Raw genomic sequence first — 21,621 nt, forward strand, 5'->3', positions numbered from 1 at the left:
TCAGCCTTCGGCGAGCGGGTTGGGGTGGGTGCCGTTCGGGAACAGCGCGTGGCGCAGGGCCCGGTCGCCGTACCGGGTGACGACGATCCGGTCGCGGTTGAGGCCGTAGCGGGGGATCTCCGGCGTGAGCAGGTCGTACTCGGCGAATCGTTCCGCCAGCTCGGGGAAGCGCCGCTGGAAGTCGAGGATCGTCTGCCGGACCAGCCGCCAGAAGGTCTTCTCGGGGACGCCGAGCTGGTCGGCGCAGAGCGGTGCGAGGTAGCGGAAGTGGCCGACGAACACCTGGTCGACGACGTGCTGTTTGATGATCGACGGGTGCTTGCGGGGCAGCACGTGGTCGTGGCCGTCGGGTTCGGGGCCGCGTTCGGGGACGTCGGTGAAGGAGACGCAGACGTCGTCGACGAAGTCCTTGAGGTAGAGCCGGACCGGGACGTCGTGCTCGTCGTAGCCGATGAGGGTGTTCTGGCCGTGCGGGTTGAAGGTGACGCCGTACCGGTAGAGCACGTGCATGACCGGCACGAGGAGGGTGTCGAAGAGGCGGCGCAGCCACTCCTCGGGGTCGAGGCCGGAGGCGCGGACGAGTTCGGCGGCGAAGGCGGTGCCGGCGCTGTCGACGTGCAGCAGCGAGGCGAAGGTGCGGACCCGCTCGCCGGGGTCCCGGCGGGCCGTGACGGAGTCGCGCCAGATGCAGCCGAGGGTCTCCAGGTGCTGGTAGGGGGTCTGGTCGAGGGTGGAGAGGTAGGGGTGGCGGACCGTCACGGAGGCGACTTCGCCGAGGAAGACGGTCCGGCACTCGTCGGTCAGGAACGGGTCGCGCTCGACGAGGCCGCGCAGCCACTCGGTGACGACGGGGGCGCCCATGGTGCAGTGGGGCGGGATGCCGCGCCACACCAGGGTGTTGAGGATCTTCAGCGGGAGTTTGACGTCGTACCGGTCGGGGGTGGTGACGTTGGCCATCGTCCGGATGGACTGGCCGGGCAGGTACGCGTCGGGGCTCTCGCCCAGCGGGATGATCCGGCGCTGGGCCACGTCGGCGGCGTGCAGGGTCTGCACGGCGTGGTCCCACTGCCAGGGGTGCACGGGCATCCAGACGTAGCCCTGGGGGTCGACGCCGGCCTCGGCCAGGACGGCCGTGAAGCGGGTGCGGGTCTCCTCGTCCAGCTCGCCTTCGAGGACGCTTTTTTCGGACAGTTCCGAGGTGCCGCGGAATTCGGCGAGGCCGCGGTGGACGGCGATCCACAGGAGACGGAGCGGCTGCCCGGACTCGGGGGCGTAGGCGCGGACGTCGGTGGCGGAGAAGCCGATCCGGCCCTTGTTGGCGACGAGCAGGTTGTGCCCGGTCATGCGGCACTCCAGCTCGGTGTGGCCGAGGTCCCGCAGTTCGGCGGCGGTCTCACCGCCGTGGGTGAGGCGGGCGGCGTCGACGGCGAGGGTGGCGGAGAGCTCGGTGAAGTAGGTGGCGAGGGTGGAGGGGTCGCTGTCCAGGGTGGTGGCGGCCTCCATCAGGAACTGGAGGGCGTCCCAGGCCGGCTGGGCGATGGAGTTGCCGAGCATGCTGGTGGCGGTGCGGGTGATCGAGTCCGGGTCGACCCGCAGCCAGCCGAAGGCGCCGGGCCGGGCCTGGAAGGCGTAGGTGGTGCCGCTCGCGAGGTCGACGCGGTACTCCCCGTCGCCGGCGTCCTGCGCCTTCAGCATGTCTTCGAAACACCACTCGCCGATCGCCTTGGCGAGCAGGCGCCGGTTGGCCTCCCGCCAGGCGGCCGGGGACACGTCGGGCAGCGCGGGCACGGGGTGGTCGGCGGCGTCGGTCATCGGGCGGCTCCGGGGTCTGTCTGGATTCGGTCCGTTCGGGCGACTGGACGCCCAAACGGCCGATACATTAGGTAAGCCTTACCTAATGGGCAAGCTCAACTTTCAGCCACAGCAGGCGAGTTGCCGCCCCAGGTGACGATCACCGCCCTCCGGGAACGGCTCGCCCCGACCGCCCCCGGAGGTGTTCACCGGTGCCCACCCGACGGCACGACCCCCGATGGACGTTCGCGCTCGTCAGCGCCGGCGGCGTGATGATGACGCTGGACGTGACCGTCGTGAACGTGGCCCTCTCCGACGTCGCCCGCGACCTGGAGACCGGCCTGGACCGGGTGCAGTGGACGGTGTCCGCGTACTCGCTGGCCTTCGGCGCGCTGCTGCTGACCGCCGGCGCCCTCTCCGACCGGCTGGGCCGCCGCGCCGTCTTCACGGCCGGAATGGCCCTCTTCACGCTCGCCTCCGCCGCCTGCGGCCTCGCCCCCGACGCCGGCTCCCTCATCGCCGCCCGCGCCGCCCAGGGACTGGGCGGCGCCATGGTCTTCGCGCCGACCCTCGCCCTGATCGCCGCCGCCTACGACGGCGCCCGCCGACAGGCCGCGATCGCCTCGTACGCCCTCGTCGCCTCGGCCGCCGGCGCGCTCGGACCGATCGTCGGCGGCCTCCTCGTCACCGCCCTCGGCTGGCGGTGGATCTTCCTGGTCAACGTGCCCCTCGGCCTGCTGGTGGTGGCCGGGTCGCTGCGCCGGATGCCCGGGGCCGCCGCGCCCGCCGACGGCCGCGGACGCCTCGACCTGCCGGGCGCGCTGCTCGCCGTCGGCGCCCTCCTCGCCCTGCACTATCCGCTGGTCACCGGCCCGGAGGCGGGCTGGACGGCGCCGCAGGTGCTGGGCTCGGCGGCGGCCGGCGTGCTGCTCGCGGCGGCGCTGGTGGCGGTCCAGCGGCGCGGCGGCGGGCTGATCGACATGGCGCTGCTGCGGATCCGCGCCTTCGCGGGCGCGGCCGTGCTCGGCTTCCTCGCCCGGCTGTCCAGCCTGGGCATGCTGGCCTTCCTTACCCTGTGGCTGCAGAGCACGTACGCGTACTCCCCGCTCCGGACCGGGCTGCTCCTGCTGCCGCTGACCGGCGGGCTGCTGCTCGCCGGCATGTTCGTGAACCGGCTGCAGAAGCGCTTCCCCGCGCACGTCCTGGTGGCCGCGGGCTTCGCCGCGCAGGGCCTCGGGCTGCTGGTCCTCGCGCTGGCGGGCGCGGGAGCCGGCCAGGCGGTGCTGGTCACCGGCCTGCTGCTGCTGGGCGCGGGCGGTGCGGTGATCTTCCCGCCGCTGATGGGGGTGGCCGTGGGCACCGTGCCGGCGGACCGGGCGGGGATGGCCTCCGGGCTGACGAACGCCTGCTACCCGCTGGGCACCGCGACCGGCGTGGCCGTCTTCGGGGCCGTATTCGCCGCCCGGCTGGACAGCGGCCCGGTGACCGGGCCCACGGCCGCCGCGCCGGTGCGGGAGGCCGTCGAGACCGGCCGGTTCGAGCTCCTCGCGCCCGCGCTGCGGGAGCCTGCGGCGGCGGCCTTCTCCGGCGCCTTCACCGCCGTCTGCCTGGCCGCCGCGCTGGTGTGCCTCGCCGGCGTGGCCGCGGCCCGTACCCTCCGGCCCGTCCCGGAGCCGGCCGGAACCGCGCCCCGGCGCCCCCGCGCCCGGGCCGCCCGCGCCTCCTGAGGCACGGGCGGCCCGCGGGCGGGGCGGGTCTGGCACGTCCTGGGTATGTGACGACCTCCCCCCGGCCTGTGTCACACCTCCCGGGCCCTGCCCCGGGGTCTGTCACACCTCCCGGGTCCGGCGCAGCAGCCAGACCAGGTACGGGGCGCCCAGCAGGGCCGTCACGATGCCGACCGGGATCTCCGTCGGCGCCAGCAGCCAGCGGCCGAGGGCGTCGGCGGAGACGACCAGGACGGCGCCGAGGACGGCCGCCATCGGCACCATGCGCGCGATGCCGTTGCCGACGATCCGGCGGGCCAGGTGCGGGGCGACCAGCCCGACGAAGCCGACCGCGCCGACGGCCGCCGCCGTGCCCGCCGCCAGCACCGCGCCCGCGCCGAGCACGAGCAGCCGGGCGCGCCCGAGGTCGAGTCCCAGGGCGCGCGGCAGTTCCTCGCCGAGCGCGAGCAGGTTGACCGGCCGGGCCGCGACCACCAGCAGCACCGCGGCCGCGGCGGGCGCGGCGAGCCAGCCGAGGGCGTCGAAGCCCCGGCCGTAGGTGCTGCCGGCGAGCCAGCCGAGCGCGGCCCCGATGTTCATCTGGGCGCCCACCACCATGATGTTGACGAGCGCCATGGCGGTGGCGGCGGCGCCGATGCCGACGAGCACGACCCGGGTGGGGTCGATGCCGCTGCGGCCTCCGGCTCGGGTGCCCCGGGCGACGAGGACGACGAGCGCCAGCATCAGGACGCCGCCGAGGGCGGCCGCCGCGGGGAGCGCGGCGAGCGGCGCCGCCGGGACGAGCAGGATGACGGTGACGGCGCCGAGCGAGGCCCCGCCGGTCACGCCCACGAGGCCCGGCTCGGCCAGCGGGTTGCGGACCACCGCCTGGACGGCCGCGCCGGCGACCGCGAGGCAGGCTCCGGCGACGGCGGCCACCAGCACCCGCGGCAGTCGGAAGGAGACCACGGCCTCGGTGATCTGCTCGGCGGAGCCGGTCACCCAGGCGCCGAGCTGGCCCCAGCCGATGTGCACGTCCCCCACCCGCAGCGACAGCGCCATCGCGGCGGCCAGCACCAGCAGGCCGCCGCCGAGCGCGACGGCGTAGCCGGGCGCGCGGCGCCGGTCGGAGACGACGACGGCCGCGCCGGTGTCGGCGTCGCCGGTGCTGACCCGCCGGGCCAGCAGCATGAAGACCGGGCCGCCGATGAGGGCGGTGACCACGCCGACCGGGATCTCGGCGGGCTGGGTGGCGGAGGGGGTGACGATGACCTGGGCGGCGGCGTCGGCGCCGAGCACCAGCGCGGCGGAGAGCAGGGCCGCCGTCGGGATGAGCGCGGCGTGGGCGCGCATGCCGAGCTGCCGGGCGACGACCGGGCCTATCAGGCCGACGAAGCCGATCGGGCCGGCGAGGGAGACGGCGGCGGCGGACAGCAGCACGGCCAGCAGGAAGGCGGCGGGCCGGATCCGTTCGACGCGTACGCCCATGGCCTGGGCGGTCTCGTCGCCGAGCGCCAGCAGGTCCAGCGGCCGGGCCAGGAGCGGCGCGGCCAGCACGCCGGCGGCGACGACGGCGCCGAGGACGAGCGGCCGGTCGAGACCGGACTGGAGCAGGGTGCCGTTGCCCCAGAAGAAGAGGCCCCGGGTGGCCTGCACGTCGAGCATCTGGAGGAACTCGGCGGCGGAGGTGGCGGCCAGGGCGACCGTCGCGCCGGCGAGCAGCACCCGGCCGGGCGTCAGCAGTCCGCCGCTGGTCAGCAGGTAGACCAGGCCGACGGCGAGGAGTCCGCCGAGGAAGGCGGCGCCGCCGGCGGGCAGCGGGCCCAGGCCGACGCCGGTGTAGGCCACGAGGACCACGGCGAAGTACGCGCCGGCGTTGACGCCGAGCGTGTCGGGGGCGGCGAGCGGGTTGCGGGTCGCGCCCTGGACGAGCGCGCCGGAGACGCCGAGGGCGACGCCGACGACGAGTCCGGTCAGGGTGCGCGGCAGGCGGCTGCCGAGGAGGACGTCCTCGGTGCGGGCCTCGCCGTGGCCGAGGAGCAGGTCCAGGATGTCGCCGAGTCCGACCCCGGACGCCCCGAGGCCGAGGTGGACGACCGCGACCGCGGCCAGGGCGAGGGACAGGCCGCCGCCCACGAGCAGGGCCCGTGGGCGGCGGCCGAGCGGACCGGCCGGGGCGGCCTTCAGTCCTTCCGCGACCATCAGACCTTCAGGGCCTTGCCGGTCTCGTCCAGGACGTGCTGGGCGGAGAGCGGTCCGCCGAAGAGCCAGGTGCCCGGGTCGAGCGGCAGCGCCTTGTCGCCCTTGACGAACTCCAGGCCCTTCCACACCGCGTTGCCGGCGAGATCGCCGGTGAACGGGTTGTCGTTGTCGGCCGCGACGTACAGGAAGGTGGTGTCCTTCTCCACCTGGGTGAGGCCCTCGACGCCGACGGTGGTGAGGCCCCAGGCGTCGGCCTGGCCCTTCCAGCCGTTCTTCAGGCCGGCCAGGGCGAGCACCTGCGCGGAGATGGCGTCGTCGCCGAGCATCCGGATGGAGGCGGCGCCGTTGGCGGTGAAGCCCTGCGCGAGGGCGTACTTGAGGCCGCCCTTGCCGGCCTTGTCCAGGCGGGCCTTGAGGTCGGCGGCCTTGGTGTCGATCTGGGCGTTCACCTCGGCGGCCTTCGACTCCTTGCCGACGGCCTTGGCCAGTTCGGTGAAGTTCTTCTTCATCGTGGCCAGCTGGGGCTTGGTGGTGTACGTGAACGACAGGACGGGGGCGATGGCCTGGAGCTGCTTGAGGTTGGCCTTGGAGCGGTCGTTGTCGACGACGATCAGGTCGGGCTGGAGCGCCTTGATCTTCTCCAGGCTGGGCTCGTTGCGGTTGCCGACGTCCGTGACCTCGGCGGGCAGAGCGGCGCCCTTGGCGGTGATCCAGGTGGCGTAGCCCTTGTTGTCGGCGTTGCCGACCGGGGCGACGCCCAGGGCGACGAGCTCCTCGGCGTACGTCCACTCCAGGGTGACGACCTTCGCGGCGGGCTTGTCCAGCGAGACCTTGCCCTGGGCGGTGTCGACGGTGATCGCGCCGGTGGCGGCGGTCTCGCCGGTCGCCTTCCCGCCCGAGGAACCGTTGTTCGACTCGCCGACGGTGCCGGATCCGCAGCCGGCGGCGGTGAGCGCGAGGGCGAGGGCGGCGCCGCCCGTGACGAGGGCGCGCAGCATTCTCTGCATGGTGTCTCTCTTCCGTGTGTGCGGGAGGTGCGGGAGGGCGGGAGGGCGGATGGGGCTTACGGGGTGACGCCCGCGCCCACGGACGTACGCCGGGGCTCGCCGGGCCGCCGGGGCGCGACGGTCCGGCGCGTCCCGGCGCCGCGGTGGTTCAGGGCGTGGCCGGGGCCGCTTCGGTCCGCCGGGGGAAGCAGGCGAGGTGTCCGGTCGCGGGGTCGCGGACGACGTGGACGCGCAGCCCGAAGGCCCGTTCGATGACCTCGGGGGTGATGACGGCGTCCGGGGCGCCGGCGGCGGCGACGCCGCCGTCGGCGACCACGACGACCTCGTCGGCGTAGGCCGCCGCCTGCATCAGGTCGTGCAGGACCACGCCGCAGGCGATGCCGTACTCGCGGGCCAGCCGGCGCACCACGTCGAGCACGTCGAACTGGTGCCGCATGTCGAGGTACGTGGTGGGCTCGTCGAGCAGCAGGATGTCCGCGCGCTGCGCCAGCACCATGGCGAGCCAGGCGCGCTGGCGCTCGCCGCCGGAGAGTTCGTCGAGCCGCCGGTCGACGAGGGGGCGGGCGTCGGTGACGTCGAGGGCCCAGTCGATCGCCTCGGTGTCCTCGGCGGTGTGCCGGGCGAGGGCGCCGCGGTGGGCGTACCGGCCGTGGCGCACGAGCTCACGGACCGTCACCCCGGCGGGTGCCTGGGAGGATTGGGGAAGGAAGGCCAGGCGCTGGGAGAGCGCGCGGCGGCCGAGGGAGCCGAGCGGTTCGCCGTCGACGCGGACCTCGCCGCCGAGGGGCGGGAGCAGACCGGCCACGGTGCGCAACAGGGTGGACTTCCCGCACCCGTTGGGCCCGACGAGGACGGTGATCTCACCGCTCCGTAAGGACAGGCCCACCCGCTTCAGTACGGTGCGCCCGCCATGCCCGACGTCCAGGTCGCTCGCCACGAGGCGGACATCACTCATGGGACACCCCCTTCCCTCCCATCGCCGGAACCGACCGCGCCACCATACAACTTAGGTAAGGCACGCCTAACGGTTCCTGTGTCCCCTCCCCCGCTTGTGACCATGTCGAGACCTGCCGCACCCCCGCGCGCCCCCTCGCACCCCCGCAACCCCCTTGCGAGGCAGGGTTTTTGAGCCACGGAAGTGACGGAAAGAGGTCGGTGCGGCGAGGACGGGCGGCTCCTCCGGGCACGGGCGGCTACGCCGGGGACGGACGTCTACTCGGCGGACTCGGCGTCGCGGGGCGCCCGCGCCGCCCTCCGCCTCCGGTACACCACCGCGCCGGCCGCCGCGAGCAGCAGGACCGCCACCCCGGCCATCCCGAGCGCCGTGTGCTCGGCGAAGAGCCGCGCCAGCGCCGCGAACACGCCGAGCCCCAGGGTCGCGTACACCAGCGCCCAGGCCGCTCCTCCGACGAACAGCGCGGGGAGGTAGCGCGGCAGTGGCATGCGCATGCTGCCCGCGAGGAAGTTGGCGGCGGTCTGGAAGCCGACGGTCAGGAAGGAGACGGCGACCACCGGAGCGCCCCAGCGCTGGATGGCCCGCTCGGCGCGCTGGAAGCGGGCGGTGGAGATCCGTGCGGCGAACCTGCTGCGGCGGGCGCCGGCACCGGCCAGCCAGCCGAGGGCGAAGGTCCCGCCGGCCCGGAGGAGCACGATGACGTACAGGCCGGCGGCGGTGAGCGCGATCTTATCCACGGCGGCCCGTCCGGTTCGCGGCGAGCGGGCCCGCGGGCCGGGCGGTCCGGTCCACGCGTCCTGTCGCGGCGGGGCCGCGTCGGGCGCCCGCCCGGTCTCGGTCCTTCACGTCCGCTCCGCCTCCGCCCGTTCCGACCCGCCTCCGTCGAGGCGGCACCGGCGTCCCAGCCTGGCGCACCGGGCCGGGCCCACCCGGCACAGCCAGATTAGCCGAACGCGCGTACGCCGAATACGGCCCCTCGCGCGCCCCCTCCCGTGCGGGCCGCCCGGCCGGCCCGCACGGAGTCAGGACGCATCCCGCCCGGACCCCCGTCCTGAGCCCGCTCGGCGCCCCCGCCCCAGGCCCGGCAAAAAGTCACGGACGCCCCTGTTTGCCCCTCGGGGTGAAGGGCACGCGCCAGGCGACAGCATGCGAGGACGAGCCGACGGGGGTGACCCGTGATGCCCGAACCGGGAAGCAAGAAGTACGACACCCGGCGCGCGAGGGCGCGCAAGGACGCCGAGGACGCGGGCACACCGGACGCGAAGGCGAACGACGAGGCCAACGAGTCCCTGCAGCGGGACCCCCGGTGGCGGAGCAGCGGCCCGCGGACCGAGCGCGGCCGGGGACCGAAGGGCGAGCGGCCGGAGCAGGGCGACTGACCCGCGGCACCGGCCGGGCCGGGGCCGTGGCCCCTTTCGAGTGCGAGGAGCGATCATCGTGAAGCTGGACTTCCTGGAACCCCTGACCCTGGGGAAAGGCCCCTGGGCCAGTGTGTACGCCACGACCGGCCCGGCCGACGAGGCGAGCGCGGCCCGCCGGGAGCTGTCCTGGCGGGAGGTGTGCGCGTCGCTCGTCGACCAGGGCGCGGACGGGGCGACGGTGAGGGCGGTACGGGCGGCGCTGGAGCGCTCGTCGCCGGACGCCGAACCCCGCGCCATGGCGCTCTTCGCCTCGGAGGGCCGCGTCGTCCTGGAGTGTCCGCTGACGCACGCCCCCGGGCGGGCGGACGTCACCTGGTCCGACCTGCCGCACCTCTCCCCCCTGCTCGAACTGGCCGGGCAGGAGCCGCCGTGCCTCGTCGCCCGTGTCGACCGGTCGGGCGCCGACCTCGAACTGCACGACGTCGGCCGCGGCACGGACGTCGGCGAGGTCGAGGGCCGCGACTGGCCGCTGCGCCGCGCCTCGGCGGGCGACTGGTCGGTGAAGCACTTCGACGCGTCCGTCGAGAACACCTGGGAGGAGAACGCGGCGCTCGTCGCCCAGGAGATCGCCGCCGCCTGCGGCTCGACCGGCGCCGAGCTGGTCGTGCTGGCGGGCGGGGCGCGGGAGTGCCACGCCGTCCGGGACGCCCTGCCGCCCGCCCTGCGCGAGGCGACGACGATCAGCGAGCACGGCGGCCGGGCGGCGGGCGCGGACAGCGACGGCCTGATGGCCGACGTCCGGGCGGCCCGCATGGACCACGTGGCCCGGCGCACCGAGGCCGTGCTCGACCGCTTCCGGGCCGGCCGCAATGCCTCCGGCCGCCCCGACGCCGCCGTCGAGGGCGTCCCGGCCGTCGTGGAGGCCGCGCAGGAGCACCGCATCGACACCCTGCTGCTCCGGGGCACGGGCCCGGACCTGAACCGCGAGGTGTGGGTGGGGGACGAACCCGACCAGATGGCCGTGCGCCGCTCCGAGGCGAGCCTGCTGGGCGCGGAGCACCCGCGCTCCGCCCGCGCGGACGACGCGCTGCTCCTCAGCACCGCCGCGGCCGGCGGGGAAGCGGTCGTCCTGCCGGGTGACGGCGCGGAGGGCGCGCCGGCCGGCGGGATCGGGGCGCTGCTTCGGTGGCCGATGAGCAGCGAGGAACGGGCAGCGGCCCACTGACCGAGGAAAGGCGCGATGACCATGCAGCGCGGCAGCAACCCGGTGGGACCCCGCCGGGACGACGAGATGAAGCACGAGCTCCAGGGCTACCTGAAGTCGGGGCAGCCGACCCACGCGGAGGACTTCCACGATCCCGAACCGCCCGCCGACGACGACCCGGCGGCGGCGGCGCCGTCGGGCAGCCTGGAGGCCGAGGTGGGCCGCCACCTCCCGCGCGCGTCCTTCCCCACCGACGCGCGGACGCTGCTCACCGCCCTGGAGGAGGAACACGCCCCGGGCGACCTGGTGGACGCGGTGCGCGGGCTGCCCGAGGACGCCCGGTTCGAGTCGCCCGCCGACGTGGCGCGCGCCCTCGGCCGGCGGGCGGCGTGAGAGGGCCGGAGGAGGCGGTCCCATGACATCGGCGGTGACCGAAGAGACGTGGAACGAGTTCCATGCCGTCGTGAACATGACGTCCCGCGAACTGGCGGACTGGCTGCGCACCCAGGCGGCCGGCGAGGACACCGAGCAGCCCCCGCCGCACGCCGGCCACGAGACCGGCCGCCAGGTGCTCGCCATCCTCGCGAAGCGCTTCGGCGACCTCACCGAGGCCGACGCGGAGGTGATGCGGAAGGTCATCGACACCGTCCGCTCCCAGCGCCCGCCCGACCTGGCCCCCACGGCCGGCGACGGCAACTGGCGCCACTCCCTCATGAACCTGGGCCACGACCCGCTGAAACCCCCGTCGTCACCGGGAGGTTGACGGATCCGGCCCGGCCGACGGGTACGCCGGGAGGTGCGGAAGCCACAGGCAGTGGCTTCCGCACCTCCCGGTTCTGTCGGTCCGGGCCAGTTCCCCCTGCACCCGCTGCGCGTCACCGGACGCCCGGTCCTCATCCGCTACGACGGGTCGGCCGCGGCTTCCTGACGGCCCCTCACGGGGGCGGTCGGGCGGGGAGCGGAGGGGCTGGTTACCCTGCGTCCGGCGCGCGGGCTCCCGGACGGGTCCGTCCCCGCGCGCCCGCCACCACGGGCCGGTCGGCCACCGGCCCCGGCTCCGCCGTGCGCCGGGCGACCGTCCCCTTCCGGACAGGACACGACACGCCCATGCTTGACGAGACCCCGGCCGGCACCGCGGTGCCGGCCGAACGGCCCTCCCCCGCCCCGTACACCCCTCGGGCGACCGCTCCGCCGGCCGGGGATCCCCCGGCGGAACCGTGGGCGGCGATCGCCCACTTCGCCGCGCGGACGCCGCACGCGCCGGCCCTGGGCGACAGCCGGCGCACCGTGACGTACGGGGAACTGGCCGAGCGCGTGCGGCGGCGCTCCGCCCGGCTGCGCGCGCGGGGCATCGGGCCCGGTGACGTGGTGGGCATCCTGCTGCCCCGGGGCGCGGACTTCGCGGAGACCGTCCTGGCGGTCTGGCACGCCGGGGCGGCCTACCTGCCCCTGGATCCGGCCCACGGCACGGCGTGGACGGCCGACGGTCTCCGGCAGGCCGGGGCCGTGCTGTGCCTCACCCGCGCCGAGGACGCGGCAACCACCGTCTCCGGCCTGCCGGTTCCGGTGCTCGACCTGGCCCGCCTCGACGCGGCCCGGCCGCCCGTCGTCCCCTCGCAGGGGCGGCCGGAGGGCGGGGCGCCGGAGCCGGGCAGCTGGGCGTACCTCATCCGGACGTCGGGCAGCACCGGGCGTCCCAAGCTCGTGCCGGTCACCCACGGCGGACTGCCCCACCTGGTGGCGGCGCAGCGGCACGCGATCGCGGGACTCGGACCGGGCAGCGTGGTCCTGCAGGTGTTCACTCCGCTGTTCGACGGGTGGGTCTTCGACCTGCTCCTCGCGCTCGGCCACGGCGGGCACCTCGAAGTGCTCGACGGGGAACGGCTGGGCCGCCCGCTGCACGCCGTGGCCGCCGAGACCGGCACCACGCACGCGACGGTGCCGGCGGTCCTCGCCCGCACCCTGCGGCCCGCGGACTTCCCCGGGCTCAGGGTGCTGCTGAGCGCGGGGGACGTCTGCCTGCCGGAGACCGCCCGGCGGTGGGCCGGGCACGTCCAGTTCGTCAACGGGTACGGGCCGACCGAGGCGACCGTCTGCGCGACCCTGCACACGGTCGACCCCGCGGCACCGCCGTCCGGCACCGTGCCCGTCGGCCGTCCCGTGCCCGGCCGGACGATCCTGCTCCTGGACGACGCCCTGCGGCCCGTGCCCGACGGCGCGTTCGGCGAGATATGCATCGGCGGCTGGGGTCTCACGCCCGGCTACGTCGGTGATCCGGAGGAGACGGCGCGCCGGCTGGTCGAGGATCCCACGGGCACGGTGCTGGGGCTGATCTACCGGACGGGGGACCGGGGCCGGCTCCGGCCCGACGGCGCACTGGAGTTCGCCGGACGCCTGGACGCGCAGACGAAGGTGAACGGGTACCGCGTCGACCCGGCGCAGGTCGAGGCGGCACTCGTGCGCCTGCCGGGGGTCCGGGACGCGGTGGTCGTGGCGGACGAGGGGGTGGAGGGGCGGAGGCTGCTGGGCTACGTGCGGCTGAAGGACGCCGCGGCCCGGCCGCGGGACGCCCGTGACCTGCGGGCCGAGTTGCGGGACGCGCTCCCGGCCCATCTCGTGCCGGCCGCGGTGACGGTCCTGGACGCGTGGCCGCTGACGGCGTCCGGCAAGGTCGACCGGAGTCTGCTGCCGCCGCCGGGCCGGGACGCCGCGTCCGCGGCGCCGGCGTCGGGACCGGCCGCCCTGCTGTCCCGGATCGCGGGCGAGGTCCTCGGCACCGGAGCCCTGGGAGCCGGCGACTCCTTCACCGCGCACGGCGGCGGCTCGCTCCAGGCCATGGCGTTCACCGCACGCGTCCGGGCGGAGGCGGGGCTGGCCGTGCCGCTGCGGGCCGTCCTCGAAGGGACCGGGATCGCCGCCCTCGCCGCGATGGCCGTCCCCGCCGAGGAGGACGCCCCCGCCGGGGAGGACGCCCCGCCGCTCCCCCGGCCGGCTGCCGGCGAGAGCGCGGCACTGCCGCCCTGCTCCGCCGCCCAGCAGCGCGTGTGGCTGGCGGAGCACCTGTCCGGCGGTACGCCCGCCTATCACGCGGCCTCCGTGGCCCGGCTCCGCGGCCCCCTGCGCGCACCTTCCCTCCGCGCCGCCCTGCAGGCTCTGGTGGGCCGGCACGAGGTCCTGCGCTGCCGGCTCCCCGTCCACGACGGCACCCCCCGTTACGTGGTCGACCGCGGGGCCCGCGCGGTGATGGCGTACAGCGATCTGCGCGACGCCCCGGACGCCGGACGGGCGGCGTCCGAGGCCGCGCTCGCCGAGGCCCGTCGGCCGTTCGACCTGGCGGCGGGCCCCCTGATCCGCTGGCACCTGCTGCGGACGGCGGACGAGGAGCACGTCCTCGTGCAGACCGAGCACCACGCCGTCCACGACGGGCACTCGGCGCGGCTGCTCCTCGCTGACCTGGTGCGGGGCTACGCGGAACACGTCCGCCACGGTCGCGTCGCCGCCCGCCCCGCCGCTCCCGGCTACGGGGCGCTGACGGCCGCCGAACGCCACTGGGCCGCCGGGCCCGGGGCCGCACGCCAGCGGGCGTACTGGCGCACCGCGCTGGACGCACCGCCGCCGCCCCTGCCGCTGCCCCCGCGGACGGCGTCCGGCTCCGCCTCCGGCACCGAGGGCGCGGAGCAGCGCCTCCACCTGGACGCGGAACTGATGGATGGTGTACGGGCGTTGGGGCGCGCGCACGGCGCCACCGACTTCATGGTCGCGTTCGCCGCGTACCTCGCCGTCCTGCACCGGGCGACCGGCGCGCGGGACGTGCTCGTCGGCTCGGGCATGGCGAACCGGCGCCGCCCCGGCACCGCCGGAGCCGTCGGCATGTTCGTGAACACCGTGGTGCTGCGCGGGAGGCCGCGTCCCGGGCTCCCCTTCTCCGCGTTCCTCGCGGAGGTGCGCGCGACCTGCCTCGACGCGTACGAGCACCAGGAACTGCCCTTCGAGGAGGTGATCGCCCCGCACCCGCGGCGCGCCGCCGGCGAGGACGACAGGAACCGGCTCGTGCAGACCGTCTTCAGCTTCCACGACACCCCCCTCGCCGCCCTCCCCGAGTGCCCCCTCGACATCACCGTCCGCGAAGGACTTCCGCTGGGCGCGGCCAAGTTCGACCTCGGCGTGACCGGATTCCCCCACCACGAGGTGCGGCCGGACCGCAGCGGGGTCGGCCCGGACGGCCTGCTGCGCGTCCCCCGGTCCCGGGGCCCGGTCCTCCCGGCTGACCGTCCGGCCGGCCTCACCCTGACGTGGCAGTACGCCACCTCGCGGCTCGACGACGACGCGGTGCGCGCCCTGATGGACTGCTACGAGGCCGTCCTGCGCGCGGTCGTCGACCGCCCGCACACGGTGCTGGACGAGCTTCCGTGCTGGGCTCCGCGTGCGGCCGGGTCCGTGGAGCCCTCCCCGTCGGGTCCCGGCGGCGGGCCGGCTCGGGCGGGCGGCCCGCTTCCTTCGCCGTCCGGCACCCCGGCGCGCGGGCAGCACGCCGACGCCCTCGCCCGGCTGATGGGCCGGGTCCTGGGGGTGCCGGACACGCGGCCGGCGGACGACTTCCTGGCGCTCGGCGGCGACTCGCTCGGCGCGCTCCGTTTCACGCTCCTCGCCCGCGCCGAACTGGGCCTGGACATTCCCCTGAAGCAGTTCCTCAGGGCGCCGACGGCCCTGTCGGCCGCCGCGCTGGCGCGCCCGGCAGCCCTGGAGCCCATCCCGGCGCGCCCCCGACGCCGTCCGGCACAGGCGGAAGCGGAAGCTCAACCGGCCGGTCCGGCACGGTCGGCGGAGCCGGCGGGGAAGGAGTAGACGCGTGCTGTCGGACGACACCCTGTGCTTTCCGCTGGCGGAGCCGCAGCGGCGGCTGCTGGACCTGATCGGCGCGGGCGGCGACCCCTCCGCGTACGTGAGCGTCCTCGCCCATCGCGTGCGCGGCCCCCTCGACCTCCCCCGGCTGCGGCGGGCCCTGGACGCACTGACGGACCGTCATGAGCCGCTGCGTACCGCCTATCCCGCCGACGAGGACGGCACGGTCCGGCGGCAGCGCGTCGGAGAGCCCGACGCGCTGCCGTGGGAGCTGACCGTGGTCGAGCAGCCCTCCGACGCACCGGGGCCACCGCCGCCTGACGACGAGGACGCCCTGCTGCGGGAGTTCGCCGGGCGCCCGTTCGACCTCGCGCACGGGCCCCTGGGACGCGTGCTGGTCGTCCGCCGGGCCGCCGAGGACCACCTCGTCGTCCTGGCGGTGCACCTGCTGGCCGCCGACGGCTGGTCGCTGCGGATCCTGCTGGACGAGCTGGGCGCGTACTACGCCGACGCGGAACGGGCGCACGCGCTCCTCCCTCCGCTGGACGTCCAGTACGCCGACTGGGCCCACTGGCAGGCGGCCGGGCGAGCGCCCCACCCGCCGGCCCCCCGGGTCCCTGCCCCGCCGGCCCCCCGGGTCCCTGCCCCGCCGGCCCCCCGGGTCCCTCCCCCGCCGTCCGGCGGGCCGGGGCGGCGCCTGCGCACGGCCGCCGTACCGGTCCTGGAGGCGGAGCGCCTGGCCCGCCAGGAACGGGTGCCGCTCTTCACCGTGCTGCTGACGGCCTTCGCGCTGGCGGCGCGCGGCCCGTCGACGCGGCACCACGTGTCGGCGGACGTCCCGGTCGCCGGCCGCGACCATCCGCAACTCGCCCCGCTGACCGGCTACTTCACCCGATTCCACCGGCTCGACGTCGCGCTGACCGGCGACCTCACCTTCCGGCAGGCGCTGCGCCGGGTGCACGACGCCTGGGCCGGGGCCGGGGAAACCGGGACGGGCGCAGCCGCCGTCCCCCTGTTCTCGTACCGGAGCGGTGACGTCCAGCCCCGGCTGCGGCTGGAGGGGTGCGCGGTGACCGTGCTCCCCTGGCTCCACGACGCGGCGAAGACGGATCTCGCCCTGATCACCGACCGCGCCGGGGACGTCGTCCACCCGATGCTCGAATTCCGGCCGTCCGCCGTGCCGGAGCGCGCGGCCGGCCGTCTGGGCCGGCGCTTCGCGGAGCTCCTGGACGACGCGGCGGGCGCTCCGGACGCTCCGGTGGACGCCGTGGCGGAGGGGAGGCCCTGACGCCCGCAGAGAGCGTACAGAGGGGAGGCACTGACCCCCGCAAGGGCGGCGCCCCGGGGCCGGCACGGCGGCTCCCCCGGCTTTCCCGAGCCGTGACATGAGCATGAGCGATATCCTCCTCGCGGCGCCGGCACGTGCGGGCAGCGGGCACGGGTCCGCCGGCGGCAGGGGGCATAGGGGGCGACGGACGGTGGCTGCGGCGGAGGACGGCGAACTCCTGGGCCGGGAGCGGGAGACGGCCTTCCTGGACGGCGTCCTGGAGGCGGCGCTCTCCGGCGGGAGCGGCGCGGCGGTCGTCCTGCGGGGCCCGGCCGGCATCGGCAAGTCGGCCCTGCTGGCCTGGGCCCGGGACGCGGCACGGCGGCGCGGCTTCGCCGTGCTGGGGGCGGTGGGCTCCGCGGCCGAGGCGGAACTCGCCTTCGGCGGCTTCCACCAGGTCTTCTGGCCGCTGCTGAAGCGCTCCCGGACCCTCCCCGCGCGGGACCGGGAGGTGCTGGAGTGCGCCTTGGGCCTGGGCGCGGAACCACCGGCCGGCGCGGCCCCGCTGGGTGCCGCGGCCCTGACCCTGCTCGCCGAGGCCGCGCGCGAACGGCCGCTGCTGGTCGTCGTGGACGACGTGCAGTGGATGGACGACTCCAGCACCGCGGTCTTCGCCTTCCTGCACCGGCACGCCGCCGCCCTGCCCGTGGTCTTCCTCGGCGCGGGGCGCGAGGACGGCCCGGCCACCGACCGGTGGACGGGCGAGCCGGTACGGGTGGACGCGCTGGAACCCGCCGCCGCCGAGGCGCTGTTGCGCCGGCACCACCCGGGTCTGCCCGCGCCGGCGGCCGGCCGGGTGCTGTCGGAGGCCGCGGGCAATCCGCTGGCGCTCCTGGAACTCCCCGCGCTGCCGGGCGACGACCACGGTGCCGGTCTCCCCGACGTCCCCGGCCGGATGCCCCTGACGCACCGGCTGGAGCACCTGTTCGCCGAACGGATCCGGTCGTTGCCTCCCGCCGCCGCGCACGCCCTGCTGCTGGCCGCGCTCGGCGGCCGGGTGACCGTACGGGCCGGGGACGCCCGGCCCGCTCACGCGACGCCCGAGGGCGCCGCGCACGTGCCCGTCGGCCCCGCGGCGGTCGCCGCCGTCGAGGCGAGCGGGCTGGCGCGCCTCGGCGGGGACGGCGCCCTGGCCTTCCGGCACCCCCTGGTGCGCAGCGCGGTGATCTCCCTGGCCTCGCCGGAGGACGAGCGGGCGGCCCACCGGGTGCTGGCGGGGCGGCTCGACGCGGACGATCCCCGCCGGCTGCGGCACGAGACGCTGGCCGCGGTGCTGCCGGACGCCTCCCTCGCCGAGCGGCTGGAGGAGGCCGCGCGGCGGATCGCGCGGCGCGGCGGCGACGCGGAGGGGGCCGTGCTGATGGACCGGGCGGCCACCCTGAGCGCCGACGCCGCGTCCCACACGGCTCGCCTGACGTGGGCCGCCGTCATGGCGGCGCGGGGCGGCCGGCTCGCGCACACCGCCGAACTGGTGGAGGAGCTGCAGCGGCGGCCGGTGCCGGCCGGTTTCGCGCCGCTGTTCGCCTACGCGGTGGTGTACGTCGACCAGAGCCACCGGATCGACTTCGAGTCGTCGTTCACGCTGCTGCCGCAGGCCCTGGACCTGCTCTCGCGGACGGGGGTGGAGCCCTTCGAGGGGCTGGCGGAGCAGATCTACTTCAAGCTCCTGCTCGCCACCTGCTACACCGACGACCCCCGGGGCCGGCGCGCCCTGGAGAAGCACGCCGGGGCCGTGTCCCCGCTGGCCCGGCTGTGCCGTGCGGTCTGGTCCGACCCGCCCCGGACCGCGCACGGCGCCGCCCGTGAACTCGCCCTGCTCACCGAGGAGATGACCGAGGAGCAGGAGGCGGGTGCCGCGTGGCTGCTGCTGTGGACCGCGTCGGCGGTCGACGCCGCCGACGAGACGCTGTGGCGCCGCTTCACCGGCCAGCACGCCTACGCCACCCAGGGCTCGATCGCGAAGGCCCGGTTCTACCAGGACTACCTGCGGGGCCGGTGGGAGAACGCCGCCGCCTGCCTGCGGGAGGCGGAGGCCGCCGACGACCGCGGCTACCACTGCAACGCCCTGCTGTTCCGCCACTACCACGCGCACTTCCTGGCCGGCCGGGGCGACGAACAGGGCCTCCGGGAGGCGGAGGCGGTCATCGAGGCGACGGCGTCGGGGGCCCGGATGCGGTTCGTCACCGACCACCTCGTCCATCTGCGGGCCCTGGCGGCGCTGGCGCACGGCCGGTACGAGGAGGCGTATCTGCTGCTGGTGCCGCTGATGCCCCCCGGCGTGCTGCCGCGCGGGCTGCCGTGGTTCCACCTGCCGTTCCTCGACCTCGTCGTGGCCGCCGTGCACACGGGCCGCCGGCGGGAGGCTGCCGCGCACGTCGAGGCCGGGCGGGCGGCGCGGATGGCGGAGATCTCCGGTCACCACGCCTTCCTCCTCGCCGCCGCCGAGGCCGTCGCCGCGCCCGACGAGGACGCCGACGCCCGCTACCGGGCCGCGTACGCCGTCGAGGGCGCCGAGACGTGGGTGTTCGGCATGGCCCGGCTGCGGCTGGCGCACGGCGCGTGGCTGCGCCGGCGCCGGCGCGCGGAGGCGCTCGACGTGCTGCACCGGGCGCGGGACGCGTTCCGGCGGCTGGGCGCGGAGCCCTGGGCGGAGCGCTGCGAGGAGGAACTGGCCGCGGCGGGACCGCCGGTGGCGGCGGTCGGCGGACGGGGGCTGCTGACGGGCCAGGAACGGCGCATCGCCCAGCTCGCCGCGCGGGGGCTGACGAACAAGGAGATCGGCACGGCGCTGCAGGTGTCACCCCGTACCGTCGCGGCGCATCTGTACAAGATCTTCCCCAAGCTGGGGGTCACCTCCCGGGCCGGGATCTCCCGGGCCCTGGCCGACGACCCGGCCGGGCGGGACTGAGACCGTGCCGTGCTCGGCCCGCCGGTCCCGCCACTCGCTCGGCGCCATCCCGTAGCGGGCGCGGAAGCACCTGCTGAAGTGGGCGGCGGTGGCGAAGCCCCACCGCTGGGCCACGGCCTGCACCTTCGCCGGACCGCCGGCGCGGCCCAGTTCCCGCCGGCACTCCTCCAGCCGGCGCTGCTGGATCCAGCGGCCGAGGGTGCCGTCCTCCCCGGTGAACAGCTTGTGCAGCCGGCGCACGGACATGTGGTGCGCCGCGGCGATGACGTCGGCGCGCAGCCGCGGGTCCGGGAGCCGGGCGTTGACCCAGCGCCGGATCTCGTCCGCCGCCCGGCGGTCGGCCTCCGGGAGGCGGTCCGCCGCCGGGCGGGTGCTCCGCTCGGCCTCCTCGGCCACCAGGCTGACGGCCAGGTCCGCCGCCTGGTTCCGCAGGCGCGTCGCCGTGCCGCCCCTCCCGGCTTCCGTGCCCTCCGTTCCCCGGGGTTCGCCGGCCGTGGCCAGGGCGAGCAGCAGGGGGTGGAGCAGCGAGGCGACGCCCGTCGTGGCGTCGTACGCCCGGCCGGTCGTCCGGGCCAGGGCGTCGTCCGGGAACGGCACCAGCCCGCGGGGCACGCGGAGCACCGCGACGGCGCACCCGGCCGTCGCGCTCACGGTGACGGGCGCGGCCGAGTCGGCGAGCAGCAGGTGCCCCGGCGTGACGGGGCCGCCGTGTCCGGGGGCGAGGACGAGGCAGCCGCGGAGGGGGGCGCAGACCACGATCTCGCGCGCCTCCGGCTCGCCGGCCCGCCGCACGGGCAGGGTGCGGGCGCCGGCGAGGTCGTCGCCGTCGACGACGCCGGTCCGGACGTACGGCGGGGCCCCCGGGTCCCCGGCGTACCGGACGGACGGCCGGGCCTGCGGGTCCCCGGGGGCCCCGACGGACGGCCGGGCCTGCGGGTCGTCGGCGGGGAGCGCGGCCGGTGGCCGGCGTGCGGGGCGGGGTGGCGGGAGCGGGCCCGCTTCGTGGCGTGAGGGCGCGGGGGACGGCACCGTGGGCTCCTCCGGGTGTCGTGTGCGAACGGTCCGTGCCTCCACCCTCGGCGGGCCCCGCCCCGCACACGTAGGCCGGATGACTGACGCCCGGGGTGCGTCAGTTCAGGGCGGCCCGCTGGGGTGCCCGCGCCGGCGCCGGGACGGACAGCGCCTGCTCCGGGGCGCCGGCGCGTCGCCACTGGCGCGGCGGCACGCCGTACACCCCCTTGAAGGCGCGGCTGAAGTGCGCGGGGCTGGGGAACCCCCAGCGGCGGGCGACCGCCGCGACCGTCGGGCTGGAGCGTTCCCGGCGCGCCAGTTCCCTGGCGCACTCCTCGACCCGGCGCCGCAGGATGAGCCGCCCCACTGTCGTCCCCTCGCCTTCGAAGAGGCGGTGGAGGTAGCGCACGGAGATGTAGTGGGCCTCGGCAACCCGTTCGGGGGTCAGGTCCGCGTCGCCGAGGTGCCGGTCGATGTAGTCGCGGACGCGCGGCACGAGGCGGGCGCGCGTGGTGCCTGGCGGCTCCTGGTCCCGCCCGAGGAGTTCGTCGGCGAGGAGGGCGACGAACTCGGCGGTGTTCCCGGCGAGCAGGTCGCCGGTGGCCGGAGTCACCTGGCCGGCGACGCGGGAGAGCTGTTCGAGGAACGGGATCAGCAGCGCGGCGACGCCGCTGCGTCCCGGGACGGCCACGCCGGTGAGGCGGAACAGGTGGTCGGCGGGGTCGCCCAGGGTCTGCCGGGGCAGGGAGGCCAGCAGCATCCGGAAGGGTTCCCTCTGGTCCAGGGCGAAGGGCCGGCGCGGGTCGAGGAGGACGACCTCGCCCCGCTCCAGCGCGGTGCTCCGCCCGTCCTGGGTGAGGAAGGCCGTCCCCGCCTGCTGGAGGGCGACGGCGACCCGCTCGCCCGGGCCGCGGGCGATGTGCCGGGGGGTGCGGCTCAGCTGTGCGGGACCCGCGGCGACGCGCAGCAGGCTCAGGTAGCCGAGGTGGGTGACCACCGGTGCCGGGGTCTCGGCCGGGGAGGTGCGCATCACGAGGCGGAGGGGGGCGACGAGGCCGTCGAAGGCGTCCTGCCAGGGCCCGGGTGCCTCGTGTTCCCGTCCCGCCGTCGTCGTGTCCTGAAGAACGTGTCCCACGCGTGCTCCTTGTTCTCGGACGCCCGGCCGGCCGGCGAACTCTCCGCTCAGGGGGTGCGAACGGCCAGGTGCGTTCCCTCTCATGCTCGGCGGCGCGGGAAGGGCGCACTTAGGTCATTTGACGTGCGGTGACGGGCTTGCGCGGGAGCCCTCCGGCGCCCCGGGACAAGAG

General features: G+C 76.4%; 15 protein-coding genes. 8 read left to right on the top strand and 7 right to left on the bottom strand.

The genetic code is table 11. The annotated features are described in order from the left end of the window. Complete coding sequence (locus tag ACFVQZ_RS08430; RefSeq protein WP_030492196.1) at positions 1–1,812, bottom strand: IucA/IucC family siderophore biosynthesis protein; 1,812 nt, start codon at positions 1,810–1,812, stop codon at positions 1–3. A gap of 191 nt (positions 1,813–2,003) precedes the next feature. Here ACFVQZ_RS08430 and ACFVQZ_RS08435 point away from each other — a divergent pair, with 191 nt between their 5' ends. Next, positions 2,004–3,518: an MFS transporter gene (locus tag ACFVQZ_RS08435; protein ID WP_383620576.1), complete on the top strand. Its 1,515-nt coding sequence runs from the start codon at positions 2,004–2,006 to the stop codon at positions 3,516–3,518. A 102-nt stretch (positions 3,519–3,620) separates the two neighbouring features. Here the strand turns inward: ACFVQZ_RS08435 and ACFVQZ_RS08440 are convergent, their stop codons facing one another. The 4 genes from ACFVQZ_RS08440 to ACFVQZ_RS08455 all read right to left on the bottom strand — a co-directional run bounded on the left by ACFVQZ_RS08440 (position 3,621) and on the right by ACFVQZ_RS08455 (position 8,398). Continuing rightward, positions 3,621–5,699, bottom strand: a complete 2,079-nt coding sequence (locus ACFVQZ_RS08440) for an iron ABC transporter permease (protein ID WP_383620578.1) — start codon at positions 5,697–5,699, stop codon at positions 3,621–3,623. Further along, the gene (locus ACFVQZ_RS08445; RefSeq protein WP_383620580.1) at positions 5,699–6,706 is read right to left on the bottom strand and encodes an ABC transporter substrate-binding protein; all 1,008 of its coding nucleotides are present in this window, start codon (positions 6,704–6,706) and stop codon (positions 5,699–5,701) included. Before ACFVQZ_RS08445 ends, ACFVQZ_RS08440 begins: the two co-directional genes overlap by 1 nt. Before the next feature lie 148 nt (positions 6,707–6,854). Continuing rightward, the gene (locus tag ACFVQZ_RS08450; RefSeq protein ID WP_383620582.1) at positions 6,855–7,661 is read right to left on the bottom strand and encodes an ABC transporter ATP-binding protein; all 807 of its coding nucleotides are present in this window, start codon (positions 7,659–7,661) and stop codon (positions 6,855–6,857) included. A 257-nt stretch (positions 7,662–7,918) separates the two neighbouring features. Further along, complete coding sequence (locus tag ACFVQZ_RS08455) at positions 7,919–8,398, bottom strand: VTT domain-containing protein (protein WP_030492201.1); 480 nt, start codon at positions 8,396–8,398, stop codon at positions 7,919–7,921. 441 nt (positions 8,399–8,839) lie between these two features. Here ACFVQZ_RS08455 and ACFVQZ_RS08460 point away from each other — a divergent pair, with 441 nt between their 5' ends. The 7 genes from ACFVQZ_RS08460 (at position 8,840) to ACFVQZ_RS08490 (ending at position 19,303) form a co-directional block, all read left to right on the top strand. Further along, positions 8,840–9,040: a hypothetical protein gene (locus ACFVQZ_RS08460; protein WP_383620585.1), complete on the top strand. Its 201-nt coding sequence runs from the start codon at positions 8,840–8,842 to the stop codon at positions 9,038–9,040. Between the two features lie 58 nt (positions 9,041–9,098). After that, the gene (locus ACFVQZ_RS08465) at positions 9,099–10,247 is read left to right on the top strand and encodes a Vms1/Ankzf1 family peptidyl-tRNA hydrolase (protein ID WP_030492203.1); all 1,149 of its coding nucleotides are present in this window, start codon (positions 9,099–9,101) and stop codon (positions 10,245–10,247) included. A gap of 15 nt (positions 10,248–10,262) precedes the next feature. After that, positions 10,263–10,619, top strand: coding sequence for a DUF2795 domain-containing protein (locus ACFVQZ_RS08470; RefSeq protein ID WP_383620587.1), 357 nt, complete (start codon positions 10,263–10,265; stop codon positions 10,617–10,619). Between the two features lie 22 nt (positions 10,620–10,641). Further along, complete coding sequence (locus ACFVQZ_RS08475; RefSeq protein WP_383620589.1) at positions 10,642–10,989, top strand: DUF3140 domain-containing protein; 348 nt, start codon at positions 10,642–10,644, stop codon at positions 10,987–10,989. A 344-nt stretch (positions 10,990–11,333) separates the two neighbouring features. Continuing rightward, positions 11,334–15,071 (top strand): amino acid adenylation domain-containing protein, encoded by a 3,738-nt coding sequence (locus ACFVQZ_RS08480; RefSeq protein WP_383620591.1) that lies wholly within the window; start codon positions 11,334–11,336, stop codon positions 15,069–15,071. A gap of 4 nt (positions 15,072–15,075) precedes the next feature. Continuing rightward, a complete protein-coding gene (locus ACFVQZ_RS08485) occupies positions 15,076–16,356 on the top strand; it encodes a condensation domain-containing protein (RefSeq protein WP_383620592.1) in 1,281 nt (426 codons plus the stop codon). A gap of 190 nt (positions 16,357–16,546) precedes the next feature. Further along, the gene (locus ACFVQZ_RS08490; RefSeq protein WP_383620593.1) at positions 16,547–19,303 is read left to right on the top strand and encodes an AAA family ATPase; all 2,757 of its coding nucleotides are present in this window, start codon (positions 16,547–16,549) and stop codon (positions 19,301–19,303) included. Here ACFVQZ_RS08490 and ACFVQZ_RS08495 read toward each other — a convergent pair. Both ACFVQZ_RS08495 and ACFVQZ_RS08500 read right to left on the bottom strand, forming a co-directional pair. Next, positions 19,193–20,332 carry a helix-turn-helix domain-containing protein gene (locus ACFVQZ_RS08495; RefSeq protein WP_383620595.1) on the bottom strand — a complete coding sequence of 380 codons (1,140 nt, stop codon included), beginning with the start codon at positions 20,330–20,332 and terminating at the stop codon, positions 19,193–19,195. The genes ACFVQZ_RS08490 and ACFVQZ_RS08495 overlap by 111 nt on opposite strands. Before the next feature lie 100 nt (positions 20,333–20,432). Continuing rightward, positions 20,433–21,449: a helix-turn-helix domain-containing protein gene (locus tag ACFVQZ_RS08500; RefSeq protein ID WP_383620597.1), complete on the bottom strand. Its 1,017-nt coding sequence runs from the start codon at positions 21,447–21,449 to the stop codon at positions 20,433–20,435. Positions 21,450–21,621: the final 172 nt, after the last annotated feature.

The organism is Streptomyces sp. NPDC057854, assembly GCF_042797055.1.
GTDB lineage: Bacteria > Actinomycetota > Actinomycetes > Streptomycetales > Streptomycetaceae > Streptomyces.

Bases quoted from the DNA above. Each gene is read 5' to 3' on its own strand.
- ACFVQZ_RS08430 (WP_030492196.1), bottom strand. From the start codon at position 1,812: ATGACCGACGCCGCCGACCACCCCGTGCCCGCGCTGCCCGACGTGTCC.
- ACFVQZ_RS08440 (WP_383620578.1), bottom strand. From the start codon at position 5,699: ATGGTCGCGGAAGGACTGAAGGCCGCCCCGGCCGGTCCGCTCGGCCGC.
- ACFVQZ_RS08445 (WP_383620580.1), bottom strand. From the start codon at position 6,706: ATGCAGAGAATGCTGCGCGCCCTCGTCACGGGCGGCGCCGCCCTCGCC.
- ACFVQZ_RS08450 (WP_383620582.1), bottom strand. From the start codon at position 7,661: ATGAGTGATGTCCGCCTCGTGGCGAGCGACCTGGACGTCGGGCATGGC.
- ACFVQZ_RS08460 (WP_383620585.1), top strand. From the start codon at position 8,840: ATGCCCGAACCGGGAAGCAAGAAGTACGACACCCGGCGCGCGAGGGCG.
- ACFVQZ_RS08470 (WP_383620587.1), top strand. From the start codon at position 10,263: ATGACCATGCAGCGCGGCAGCAACCCGGTGGGACCCCGCCGGGACGAC.
- ACFVQZ_RS08475 (WP_383620589.1), top strand. From the start codon at position 10,642: ATGACATCGGCGGTGACCGAAGAGACGTGGAACGAGTTCCATGCCGTC.
- ACFVQZ_RS08480 (WP_383620591.1), top strand. From the start codon at position 11,334: ATGCTTGACGAGACCCCGGCCGGCACCGCGGTGCCGGCCGAACGGCCC.